The organism is Marinifilum flexuosum (assembly GCF_003610555.1).
GTDB classification, from domain to species: domain Bacteria; phylum Bacteroidota; class Bacteroidia; order Bacteroidales; family Marinifilaceae; genus Marinifilum; species Marinifilum flexuosum.
Genome location: NZ_RAPQ01000009.1, coordinates 740,296 through 753,342 on the forward strand (window position 1 = coordinate 740,296; position 13,047 = coordinate 753,342).

General features: G+C 36.4%; 6 protein-coding genes. 5 read left to right on the plus strand and 1 reads right to left on the minus strand.

Annotated elements, in window-relative coordinates:
* Positions 1-241 precede the first annotated feature (241 nt).
* The 5 genes from BXY64_RS13060 to BXY64_RS13080 all read left to right on the plus strand — a co-directional run bounded on the left by BXY64_RS13060 (position 242) and on the right by BXY64_RS13080 (position 11,167).
* Positions 242-3,214: a SusC/RagA family TonB-linked outer membrane protein gene (locus BXY64_RS13060; protein ID WP_120240424.1), complete on the plus strand. Its 2,973-nt coding sequence runs from the start codon at positions 242-244 to the stop codon at positions 3,212-3,214.
* 52 nt (positions 3,215-3,266) lie between these two features.
* Positions 3,267-4,796, plus strand: a complete 1,530-nt coding sequence (locus BXY64_RS13065; RefSeq protein WP_245996657.1) for a RagB/SusD family nutrient uptake outer membrane protein — start codon at positions 3,267-3,269, stop codon at positions 4,794-4,796.
* Between the two features lie 18 nt (positions 4,797-4,814).
* The gene (locus BXY64_RS13070) at positions 4,815-5,906 is read left to right on the plus strand and encodes a SusF/SusE family outer membrane protein (RefSeq protein WP_120240426.1); all 1,092 of its coding nucleotides are present in this window, start codon (positions 4,815-4,817) and stop codon (positions 5,904-5,906) included.
* Positions 5,907-5,908: 2 nt separating this feature from the next.
* Positions 5,909-7,645, plus strand: a complete 1,737-nt coding sequence (locus BXY64_RS13075; protein ID WP_120240427.1) for a SusF/SusE family outer membrane protein — start codon at positions 5,909-5,911, stop codon at positions 7,643-7,645.
* 138 nt (positions 7,646-7,783) lie between these two features.
* Positions 7,784-11,167, plus strand: a complete 3,384-nt coding sequence (locus BXY64_RS13080) for an alpha-amylase family glycosyl hydrolase (protein ID WP_120240428.1) — start codon at positions 7,784-7,786, stop codon at positions 11,165-11,167.
* An 89-nt stretch (positions 11,168-11,256) separates the two neighbouring features.
* Here the strand turns inward: BXY64_RS13080 and BXY64_RS13085 are convergent, their stop codons facing one another.
* Positions 11,257-12,696 carry a hypothetical protein gene (locus BXY64_RS13085; protein ID WP_120240429.1) on the minus strand — a complete coding sequence of 480 codons (1,440 nt, stop codon included), beginning with the start codon at positions 12,694-12,696 and terminating at the stop codon, positions 11,257-11,259.
* Between the last annotated feature and the right edge of the window lie 351 nt (positions 12,697-13,047).

Here is a 13,047-nt window from a genome sequence, read left to right on the forward strand (position 1 = left end):
ACGTTTGCGGCAACGATTGCGATGATTTATTTGCACTTAAATATCAATGGCTTAAAAACTTGATTTTGTCATTACGTATCTTTGGTAATAGAAAAAATTAAGGCTAACTTAAGATTTAGATAATTTTTGAATGCTAAAGACGGAAGCTAAAGAGTCGGAAACTTGAGTTCATATTTCTTTTGGTATTTAAAATATATCTATATCTATTAACTAAATTCTAATTTATCTTAAATTTCTATTTATGGAACTTAACATTAGTATGCTAAGAAAACTGCTTCTCATGCTTGTTACGGTTTTTTCATTTACCGTTTTGCAAGCACAAGAAAAAGCAGTTAGTGGTACTGTTACCGATGCAAACGATGGCATGGGTATACCTGGTGTTTCCGTTGTAGTTAAAGGTACCACTGTAGGTACTACAACTGACATTGACGGAAAATATATGCTTAATGTCGATGCTAATTCTACACTTGTATATTCATTTGTAGGATATAAAACTCAAGAAATTTTGGTTGGAGAGCAATCTCAAATTAATGTAGTTCTTGGTGTTGAAACCGAAAACCTTTCCGAAGTTGTAGTCATTGGTTATGGTCAGGTTAGAAAAGATGATGCAACAGGAGCTGTTTTTTCAGTAAATTCTGATGATTTCAACCAAGGTTCAACAAGTTCTCCACAAGACCTAATTGTAGGTAAAGTTGCTGGTGTACAAATTGTAAGTGATGGAGGTGCACCTGGTTCGGCTTCTACAATTCGTATTCGTGGAGGTTCTTCAATGACCGCAAGTAATGACCCTTTAATAGTTATTGACGGAATGCCATTAGACAATAGAGGAATTGATGGAATGAGCAATGTTTTAAGCTCTCTAAATCCTAATGACATTGAAACATTTACTGTGTTAAAAGATGCATCCGCGACTGCCATTTATGGTTCAAGAGCATCCAATGGTGTTATTCTGATTACAACTAAAAAAGGAAAAGCCGGACAAAATTTACAAATTACTTATGACAATAAATTCTCTATTGGTAAAATTAAAGAAACCATTGATGTTTTAAATGCTGACCAATACAGAGCATTAGTAAATGAAAGAGCGCTAACAAATTCATCTGTTAATCCAGACTTATTGGGCAATGCATCAACCGACTGGCAAGATGAGATCTACAGAAACGCGTCAGGTCATGAACACAATCTAAGTGTTTCGGGTTCATACAAAAGCATTCCTTTCCGTGTATCAGTTGGTTATACCGATCAGAATGGTATTTTGCAGACTTCAGAAATGCAAAGAACAACAGGAACATTAAACCTTAATCCAAAGTTTTTTGATGATCACTTAAAAATTAATGCTGGATTGAAATACATGTCTATAGATAACCGTTTTGCAGACAAAGGAGCTATTGGAAGTGCATTACGTTTTGATCCTACCAAACCTGTTTTCAACAACACTGGAATTTACGGAGGTTATACAACCTGGTTGATGAGCGATGGTTCAAGAAATGTAAACGCAACACGTAACCCGGTTGCTCAGCTACAACAAAGACGCGACGAATCAGATGTATCAAGATACATTGCAGATTTCCAGGCTGATTATAAATTACATTTCTTTCCTGATCTACAAGCCAGTGTAAAATTAGGATATGATTATTCAGATAGTAAAGGATTCACAATTACAGATGGTGAAGCATCATGGGTAAGAGGAACTCAGGATGTTATTGAAAGAAATTATACACAGGAAAAGAAGAATAAGCTTTTAGATCTTTATTTAACTTACAATAAAGACTTGCCATCTATTAATAGTAAAATTGATGTGATGGCTGGTTACGAGTGGCAGGAATTCTGGGCTAGATCAGGAGGTATAGAAGATCTAACCGATGATACTAACAGAGTAGACCCTATTAGAGAACCACAAAACAACTTAATTTCATACTTTGGTAGAGTTAACTACAACTTTATGGACAAGTATATTCTTACTGCTACTGTTCGTAGAGATGGTTCTTCAAGATTCCATGAAGATAATCGTTGGGGTACCTTCCCTTCAGCAGCATTCGCTTGGAGAATGAGTGAAGAAGAATTTATTAAAAACATTGAGGCCATAAGTAGTATCAAAGTTCGTTTAGGTTACGGAGTTACCGGACAACAAGATATCTCTGAAAATGACTTTCCATATTTAGGTGTTTACCAAATCAGTGATTCTCAAACGAGATACCAATTTGGAGGTCAATATTATAATTTGATTAGGCCTAACGGATACGATGAAGCAATTAAGTGGGAGGAAACTACAACATATAATGCTGGTATCGACTTTGGATTCTTCAATAACAGAATTAATGGTACAATCGATGTTTACAAGCGTAAAACCAAAGACCTTCTAAATAGAATTCCTGTACCAGCTGGAACAAACTTTACTGACCTGTTAACAACAAATGTTGGTAATTTGGAAAATAATGGTTTCGAATTCTCGATTAATGGTATTGCTATAAACAAAGACGATTTATTCTGGGAAGTTGGATTTAACCTGGCTTACAACAAAAACGAAGTTACTCGTTTAACAAACTATGATGATCCAAACTACCGAGGTATTGATGTTGGTGGAATTAGTGGAGTAGGTGTTGGAAATACAATTCAGAAAAATGCAGTTGGTCATGCATTGAACACTTTCTACGTTTACGAACAAGTTTATGATGCAAACGGAAAACCTATTGAAGGACTTTATGTAGACCGCAACAATGATGGTCAAATTAATTCTGATGACAGATATTACGCTGAAGATCCAGCTCAGGATTACAATATGGGATTCTCTTCATATTTGAAATACAAAGATTTTGATTTTGGCTTTAATGGTAGAATTGGAATTGGCGGACAAATTTACAATAATGTAATTGTAGGTGGTAGATACCAAGAAATGACAGTAAATGAATACTTAACCAACTTACCTACAGAAATTAACAAGTCACAATTCGAAACTGCACAACAATACTCTGACTATTTCCTAGAAGATGCTTCTTTCTTAAGAATTGATAATATCACTCTTGGCTATAACTTCACTAAACTATTAAAACCTCTTCTAGGTTTCGATATTAATGCCAGAGCATATGCTTCTGTTCAGAATGCATTTGTTATTACAGACTATAGCGGATTAGATCCTGAGGTTAACGGTGGGATTGACAACGACGTATATCCAAGACCAAGAACATTCTTGTTTGGATTGAATCTGAAATTTTAATTGATAAATGTTATTAGTTATGAATAAAAAATATTTTAAAACAAATTATATCATGATAGCATTTGCATTATTATTTGCATGTGTGTCGTGTGAGGATGATTTGAACACTACTCCTCTTAGTGAGGACCTGGCAACTTCTGATAAGGTGTTAACCGATGCTGAATCGTACAAACAACTTTTAGCTAAATGCTATGCAGGTCTTATTTTAGGTGGACAAAATGGTGTTGATGATAATCAGGATATTGGTAGCATTAATGGTAGTTTTTCATCATATTTAAGATTATTATGGAATCATCAGGAGCTACCAACAGACGAAGCTATTTGTGCCTGGAACGATGGTAATTTGAGAGATTTACATGATCAAGACTGGGATAACAACAATGAATTTGTTACGGCAATGTATTACCGTATCAATCTTGAGATTGCGTATTGTAACAATCTGATTCAACTAACTGAAGGAAAATCAGAATTCGATGCATTTAGAAACGAAGCAAGAGTATTAAGAGCTCTAAGCTACTACCATATGTTAGATATGTTTGGTCGTGGTCCTTTTGTAACCGAAAAAGATCGTATTGGATCATTTTTCTTCCCGGAAATGGCAACGCAACAACAACTTTTTGATTATGTAGAAACAGAACTTACTACTATTGAAAATGACCTAATGGATCCAGGAACCAATGAGTATGGTAGAGCGGATAAAGGTTTAGCGTGGGCAATTCTAGCAAAAATGTATTTGAATGCAGAAGTTTACATTAATACTCCTAAGTATACTGAAGCAATTACCTATAGTAATAAAATTATAGATAGCTATTCATTAGAAGCTGATTATGAGAATTTATTCTTAGCTGATAATCATTTAAGAACTAATGAAATTATCTTCCCTATCACATCGGATGGTAACAACACTCAAACCTGGGGTGGTATGACTTTCATCATTCACTCTACCGTTGGAGGCGACATGCCTGCAAGCGAGTCTGGTATCGATGGTGGTTGGGGTGGTAACCGAACTACTTCAGCTTTTGTAAATCTTTTTCCTGATGTAACTGGCACCGATGCTCGTGGCTTGTTCTTTACCGAAGGACAAAACCTTGAAATCGGAGACATTTTTAACTTTAGAGATGGATATGCATTGCGTAAGTTTAGAAATATTACTTCAACAGGAGCCGTAGGGTCAAATTTATCATTTCCTGATACTGATTTCCCATTGTACCGACTAGCTGATTTCTATCTGGTATATGCTGAAGCTGTACTTCGTGGAGGTACTGGTGGTACTACATCTGCTGCAGTAGATTATATCAACGAACTTAGAGAAAGAGCATATGGCGATACATCTGGTAACATCACCGAAGGTGATTTGAACCTAGATTTTATCCTTGACGAAAGAGGACGAGAACTATATTGGGAGTGCCATAGAAGAACCGACTTGATTAGATTTGAAAAATTAACAGGCGGAACTTATAATTGGCCATGGAAAGGCGCTGTTGCTGGTGGTACATCAACTGATGCAAAATATAATGTATTTCCAATTCCGTCATCAGATATCAATGCGAATCCGAATCTGTCGAATATCTCAGGTTATTAATAGATTTAAAAATACGTTATGAAGAATATAAAATACATACTAATATTACTTCTTGCAGTAAGCCTTTTTTCTTGCGAGGACGATGATATTATCAAATTAAATGATTCAAATTATGAGCCTGCAAGTAACATCACAGGTTTTGGTTCTACTTTGAACATTTCTAAGGATATTAAAGCTGAATCAATTAAAATAACATATACTCCTGCATCATATGGTGTAGATATTGTTACAACCCATCAGCTTCAATTTGCTACATCAAACGATTTTGCAAATCCTGTTACTTTTGATATTAGCGCTGCAGACGATTCTTTTACTTTTACAGTAGGAGCATTAAATGAGCTTCTTACAGAATCTCTTTTATTGCCAGTAGATGTAGAAGCAAATGTTTCTGCAAGAGTTATGACTTACTCTTTATCAGGAGTTGACACTCTTTATTCTGAATCAGTTAGCTTTTCAACTACTCCATATCTGGATATTCTTTTTGCTCCTGAAACATTCTATCTATTTGGTAATGGTGTTGGACGTGTTGCACAAAACAACAAGCTTAAATTCAATAAAGTTCATAGTGAACCAGATGATTCTTGGACTATTGTTTGGATGGAAGCTAATGGTACTTTCAAACTTTGCTCTGATGAAAACTATAAAGGAGTAATCGGTAAAATTGGAGATGCTGATCCTGCTACTGGTGAGTACACATTAGGTACTACTGACAATAGAGGTGAAGATATTCCTGTTCCAGGAACTGCTGGCTATTATACCGTTGGTGTTAATTTAGCAACAAACAAGTTACTAATAGAACCTGCTAACATATACATTACAGGTCCTACCATTGGTAATGTGTGGCCTACTAGTTCTGTTGTAGATGATAACAAGTTTAAGTTAGATGCTGAGAACAAGAAAATGTTCTTAACAAAATCCTTACAAGCTGGAGAACTTAGATTACACGTTACCCACCCATATATTGGAGACTGGTGGCATGCTGAATTCTTATTCTTTGATGGTAAGATTGTTTACAGAGAAGCTGGTGATGATCAGGAAAGAGTTAATGTTAACGCAGGCGAACAGACCATAGAGCTTGACTTTATTAATCAAACTGGTAAAATTGAATAAACATGAAAAATTTAAAATATTTATTTATATCACTTTTGGCAGTTCTATTCGTTGCCTGCGACGATGATTTTGACACGCCAGATGTAACAGAACCAGTTCAAGGTACAGCACCTGTACTTAATGAACTAACAGAAGAAATCGACCTGGTTCTTATGAAAAAGAACGAAGGTGAAACCATTGTTGAACTTACCTGGTCTGAAACTACTTTCGCAGATCCTATTGGAGTGAGATATTACGTTCAGATTGATACTGTAGGTAATGAATTTGCCAATCCTTTGGAATTTGATAGAATTGCAGCAACAACAACTACAATCACAGTAGGAGGTCTTAATGAGTTGATTTCAGGAAGATATCCTCCTGCAAAGCAGGTAGAGTTAGAAGCAAGAATTAGAGCTTTTGCAAATGAAGATTTAAATAGCTTGTACTCGAATGCAGTTTCTATGAAAGTAACTCCATACCTTGATGTACCAATTCCATCAGAATTCTACATCTATGGAACGGCTACTTCTGAATCAGATGTAACAAAAGCTTTAAAAGCTTATGGTGCTAATGATATTTACACCAAATACTTGAAGCTTACTAAAGATGGTTTATTCAAATTTGCTGAAAAGCAAGGTAATGATGGATATGATTACAACTTTGGTAAATTCGCAACAAAATCTGATAATATCGAAGCTGCTGGTGACGATGCTGGAAACTTCAAATTCACTGGTGAAACTGGATGGTATAAAGTTGAAGCTGACTTTGTATCGAGCTCACTAAACATTACTTCGCATGTAGTAGGTTCAGCTACTTATGGTTTTGATTACGATAACCTTTATATGGTAGGTGATTACAATTCTACCGATCCTACTTGGGATGCTGGAAATGCTGTTGCATTTACTAAAGTAAGCGAAGGTGTTTATACTATTGAGAAAGCATTGAAAGATGGTGCTCAGTTCAAATTTATAGGCCAACAAAGCTGGGGTGACCTTGATTGGGGGAACATTCAAGAAAATGGTAACACTGGTATCTTAGGTCCAAAAACTGCTAATGGAAACATTACTTTCGATGGTGGTGATGCTGAATATGACATTACTGTAGATCTAAACGCAGGTACTTTTACAATTGTTGCTAAGCCTGTATTTCCAACTGAACTTTACATGACTGGTAATGGAGTTGGTCCTGATGATGAAAACTGGGATTGGAAAAACGAACTTCAATTTGTTCCTGTTAACAGTCATCCTGAATTGTTCTGGAAAATTGTTTGGATGAAAGGTTCAGGAAGCTTCAAATGTGCTCCTCAAGCTGCATGGTCAAACGATTTTGGTAGAGATGGTGATGCAACCAATGGAGTTTACGCCAAAGGTGGTACAGACATTCCTGTTCCTGCAATAGCTGGATATTACATGGTTGTTGTTGACTTAGCAAATAACACGATCGAAATTGCCGAGCCTAAAGTTTACGGTATGGGTAATGTGTTTGGTGGATGGGATGGTGGAGATCCTGCTGATCTTTTCACTGTTGACAATACCAATAAAGTAATTAAATTTGATGGAGTTCCTAACGATGGCGAATTAAGAATGTATGTTGATGCACCTACATTGAACTGTGATTGGTGGCAAGCTGAATTCATCGTTCTTAATGACAAAATTGAATTCAGAGGAACTGGTGGTGACCAGGATAGAGTAAATGTTACTGCAGGTGACAATATCTCTCTTAACTTCTTAACCGGAGCTGGTTCGATCACAACACCTTAATAAAACTATAAGCATGTAGGGTAGTCATGAGGCTACCCTGCTTCAAATAATTAAATGCAATTGGTAACTATTCTGGTTGCTGATTGCATTTTTTTATACTGAAACCAAACGGAATTCAATCAATACAAAGTTCTGATTATGAAGAAACTTTATACATATCTCACCTTTATATTCCTGCTAATATCATTCATTAGTCAGGCACAAATCATAACAACCTCTCCCGCCTTTCCTACCGAAAGTGATGAAGTGACCATTACTTTTGACGCTACTTTGGGAACTGGAGGATTAAAGGATTACACTGGAGATGTTTATGCTCACACAGGTGTAATTACCGACAAAAGTACTTCTGATACCGACTGGAAATATGCTCCTACCTGGGGAGATAATAGTGCCAAGTACAAATTGACCTCACTTGAAAACAACAAGTGGGAATTGAAGATTACTCCAAGCATTCGTGAATACTATGCTGTTGCTGATGGAGAAAAAATATTAAAAATGGCTTTCGTGTTTCGTGCTTCCGATAACTCAAAAGAAGGAAAAGGTGATGGCGGAACTGATATATTTGTAGATGTGAGCGAAGGTGGCTTAAATGTTAGCTTCTCTGCTCCTGCCAACAACAAAGTCATTCAAAAAAATGAAGATTTACAGGTTACAGTACAGTCCAATGCCAGTACAAACCTAAGCCTGTTTTTGGATGGTGTTGAAAATGAAACTACCACGGAAACTGAAATTAGTAAAACCATTAATACTGGCGTTGCCGGTAATCATGGGTTGGTAGCTGTTGCTACTGATGGTTCTGAAGAAGTTAGAGCTACAGTTAATTTCTTCGTTCGCGATGATGTTGTAAATGAAAGCATGCCTGCCAATGTTGTTGCTGGTATCAATTATATTGATGATACCTCAGTAACACTTGTTCTGTATGCTCCCAACAAGGAATATGTATATGCCATTGGAGATTTTTCTGATTGGAAACTTGATAACATGTACCAAATGAAAAAGGATGGAGACAACTTTTGGGTGACCATTAATAACCTTCAAGCTGGTAAAGAATACATTTTCCAATATCTTATTGATGGAGACATTAAAATTGCAGATCCATATGCCGATAAAATATCAGATCCTTGGAATGACAAATACATTACTGACGAAACCTACCCTAATCTAATTGATTATCCGGAAGGAAAAACAAGCGAAATTGCCAGTGTATTCCAAACAGCACAAACAGCATTTAGCTGGACTGATGATGGATTTACCATGCCTAAAAAGGAAGACTTGGTTGTTTATGAACTTCATGTAAGAGATTTTACTGCAGCTGGTAATATCAAAACAGTAACTGATACTCTAGATTATTTAGAAAGATTAGGTGTAAATGCAATTGAACTGATGCCTTTTAACGAATTTGAAGGAAATGACTCATGGGGTTACAATCCATCATTCTATTTTGCTCCAGATAAAGCATATGGTACTAAAAACGATTACAAAGCCTTCATCAATGAATGTCACAAACGTGGAATTGCTGTGTTGATGGATATGGTATTGAATCATACCTATGGACAGTCGCCATTCTTACGCATGTATTTTGATGGTAGCAAACCAACAGCTAATAATCCATGGTACAATCAGGAGCACAATTTTGAGATTGGTGCTGCACATTGGGGATATGATTTAAATCATGACAAACAGGAAACAAAAGATTTGGTCGATAGAATTAACTCCTATTGGATGGAAGAATATCACATCGATGGTTTCCGTTTCGATTTCACCAAAGGGTTCTCAAACAAAATTCACCCTGAATCTTCTGACCCATGGGGTAGTCAGTACGATGCAGCCAGAATTGCCAATTTGACGCGAATGGCAACAGAAATCTGGAATATAAAATCTGATGCTGTTGTTATCTTTGAACATCTTTCGGATAATCAAGAGGAGAAAGAACTTGCTGCTCATGGGATCCTGCTTTGGGGGAATGCCAATCATGACTATCGTGCAGCAACCATAGGGAACAGTTCTAATTTTCATGGGACTTCATGGAAAAACAGAGGATGGGATGGCCCTAAATTAGTTAGCTATATGGAAAGCCACGATGAAGAACGAATGATGTATAGTAACCTTACTGAAGGTAAATCTTTAGATGGTTACAATGTAAGAAGTCTGAATACTGGCCTTTCAAGAGTTGAAACCGCAGCAGCTTTCTTCCTAACCATTCCCGGACCAAAAATGATTTGGCAATTCGGTGAGCTAGGCTATGATATCTCTATTAATGAAGGTGGAAGAACTAGTAAAAAACCAGTAAAATGGGAATATCAGGATGATCCTTATCGTAAAAAAGTATATCAGGTATTTTCTGCCTTGGCAAAGATTAAAAAGGAAGAGCCTGCATTTGAATCAGACAATTTTAATTTAATTACTTCACAAGCCTTAAAGCGTATCGAAATTAATCATGCTGATATGGATGTTCGTATCATCGGTAATTTTGATATCAAGGAAGGTAGTATTTCTGCTAATTTTAGTAAAACAGGAACATGGTATGATTATTTCTCAGGTCAGGAACTTAATGTAACGGATGCCAATGCCAACATTACTCTTAAGCCTGGTGAATATCACATCTACACCACAAAGCAATTGACTCAACCTAATGTTATTTCAGCACCTGTTGCTAGTAATGTAACCATTGCCGGTACTGCGAAAGAGAATGAAACGCTTACTGCATCATACAACTACTCTGATGTAAATGGAGATACAGAGGGTGCATCTGTTTACAGATGGTATAGAGCTGAGGATACCAATGGTAAGAATGAAATGAGTATTAGTGGTGCTACCAATAAAACTTATCAGCTTACTGGCGACGACCGAGACAAATACATTAGGTTCTCAGTAACTCCTGTTGCACAAACCGGTGAATTACTTCAGGGTAATACAGTTTATTCTTCTTATACTGATCAAATTGTTTCATTGGTAAATGCTCCTGTTGCAAGTAATGTAGAAATTACGGGAACTCTTACGGAAGGTGAAATTCTAACTGCAAGCTATGTATATAGCGATCCTGAAAATGATGCAGAAGGAACATCAATATTCCAATGGTACAGATCAGACGATACGCAAGGTACCAATGAAAGTGAAATTTCGGGTGCTACAAGCTTAAGTTACACGCTTCTTAATGCCGATGGTGGAAAATACATCCGATTTGCAGTTACACCGGTTGCCCAAACTGGCGAACTACTTACAGGAAATAAGGCATATAGTAATTATACTGATGTAATCGCTTTTACTACAGGCATAGATGATATATTGGAAAAAGAGCTTAAGCTGTATCCTAATCCTGTTAAAGATATTCTATACCTATCGAATTTAAAAGGGGTCGATCAGATTAAGATTTATAGTTTAAGTGGTCGTATGGTAAGAACAATTGGTACTCCAAATAGATCGGAAGAAATAAATCTTAGCAACTTAGCCAGTGGCATGTATTTATTCATTTTCGAAATGGAAGATGGTTCGAGACTAACAAAAAAAGTGATAAAAAAGTAATTAGTTTTCTTTATAGTTTATAGATCAAGTAAAACTCCCGCTTAGCTACAATGCCAAGTGGGAGTTTTTATATTTTATATAATGTAAGCTTATTTAATTGTAAGCTCCAATCGGTATTTGATTTCCGAACCACCTGGTTGCATAATTAATTTGTATTCGCCAGGAATTAAAGGCTCATCAGGCATTGATACTTTAAATACAAAAGGAGACTCGGTATAATTCCCAATTTGTTCACGAACCAGCTGATCTTCTGTATTAAATAGTTTCAGATTCAATTCACTATTAACGAATTGCTTTAAATGAAACTGAACAAACACATTCTCCGATTCTGAATAATAATACTCCTGATCGGCTCCCATAAATTCTTCTCTCTCCTGCTTGTTGTTTTCATTCAAATCAATAAAACCTGTAAAAAAGAAGAACCCTTCCTGGCCTTTGGTAAACTCCGGAGCTAAATTCTCAACATTCTCACTAATATTCATTGCCATAGCAGGAGTTTCCGGAATTCCTTCGCTTACCTCTTCCAATTCTGGTGTTTCATCAGCTTGGGCTGCCATAGCCTCATCAGTCTTAACAATATTGGCCGTAGAATCGCCAATTTGTACTAATATTCTATATTGTATAGGATCTTTCATATCCAAGGATGCAGTAATCATATATTCTCCTTCGGGTGCATTCTTTAAAACTCGCAAGAACTGATTGCCAGGATGAATCGTATCTTCTTTCATGGTATAGTGTTGCAAACTATCCAGTCGGGAAATATTCATTGCAATCATATCATAGGTAGAATTCCATATCTGATAAACCACTCGTTTATCATTCATTGGAAGATTCAATCCAACTTGAAAATCAACTTTCCCAAGCTCAAACTGTTTTTGATCCAAACCAATTACCTCTGCACTATCCAGCTTCATATCTCCATCCTCATCAATCCATTCCTTAAATAGATGAAAACTCTCGGGAAGTAATTTTTTCCTGATCTTTGCAAAAGCATTGCCATTTGGTTCCTTTATCAGAAAGTCAATTTGATATGTTTTTCCTGATTCTGCTGGATTAATGGTCATGATATACTCTCCTACTGGCAGAAAAGCATCGAAATTTGAGTAGGTAAACAAAGGTTTTGTAGTATAATTTTTACGAACCGTTCGAATTAAGTTTCCGCTGGTATCCCAAATTCTAAGTTTTAGGTTTGTACCTTCTTTTATCGCCGGATCGTACAAAGAAGCACTAATGGACTCTCCTTTGGCATAAGATTGTTTCCCCAGTCCAAAAAACTCATTCTTTTCAACGATTTCATTTTCGTTTAAATCCACCCATTTGTTATAGGCAAACAAACCAATGGGAATACTGTTCTTTTTCTGTTTTTCCTGCTTCTGAATTTGATCTGGTTCATCAACACGTACATCATCATATGGGATGGAATCTTGTATAAATTGTTCCTGCGCACTTGTAATTATGGCTGTGCCAACCAATATGGCAAGTATCAAATAACACCTACCAATAATACATTTTAATTTTTTGTATAACATGGTATTTGGTTTAAAGCTGAATAAAAAGGATTGCTGTCTATTTAAATACGGTTTAAATAGTGTATATGTTTTAGCTTCAAACCAATAGTTTGACGAAATAAGGTATAAAATTGGTTAAAAATCCTTAAGGGATCTTAATTGCAAAGTGATAAAGCTCGCCTGCTTTGGATCAATTCCCCATCCTACTCCTTTCAATAACAGCTCCCCTATTCACTAATGCCACAATCCCCTTGCTACGTATATGGTATGCACACCCTTAAGAGGGTGTGTGATCGCACCCTATTAAGGGCATATATACGCACCCTTCTAAGGGTGTGCACCATACCTTCGGGCATGTGGCTAAGCATGGTT

Coding starts and splice junctions, on each gene's coding strand:
- BXY64_RS13070 (WP_120240426.1), top strand. CDS start 4,815: ATGAAGAATATAAAATACATACTAATATTACTTCTTGCAGTAAGCCTT.
- BXY64_RS13085 (WP_120240429.1), bottom strand. CDS start 12,696: ATGTTATACAAAAAATTAAAATGTATTATTGGTAGGTGTTATTTGATA.
- BXY64_RS13075 (WP_120240427.1), top strand. CDS start 5,909: ATGAAAAATTTAAAATATTTATTTATATCACTTTTGGCAGTTCTATTC.
- BXY64_RS13080 (WP_120240428.1), top strand. CDS start 7,784: ATGAAGAAACTTTATACATATCTCACCTTTATATTCCTGCTAATATCA.
- BXY64_RS13060 (WP_120240424.1), top strand. CDS start 242: ATGGAACTTAACATTAGTATGCTAAGAAAACTGCTTCTCATGCTTGTT.
- BXY64_RS13065 (WP_245996657.1), top strand. CDS start 3,267: ATGATAGCATTTGCATTATTATTTGCATGTGTGTCGTGTGAGGATGAT.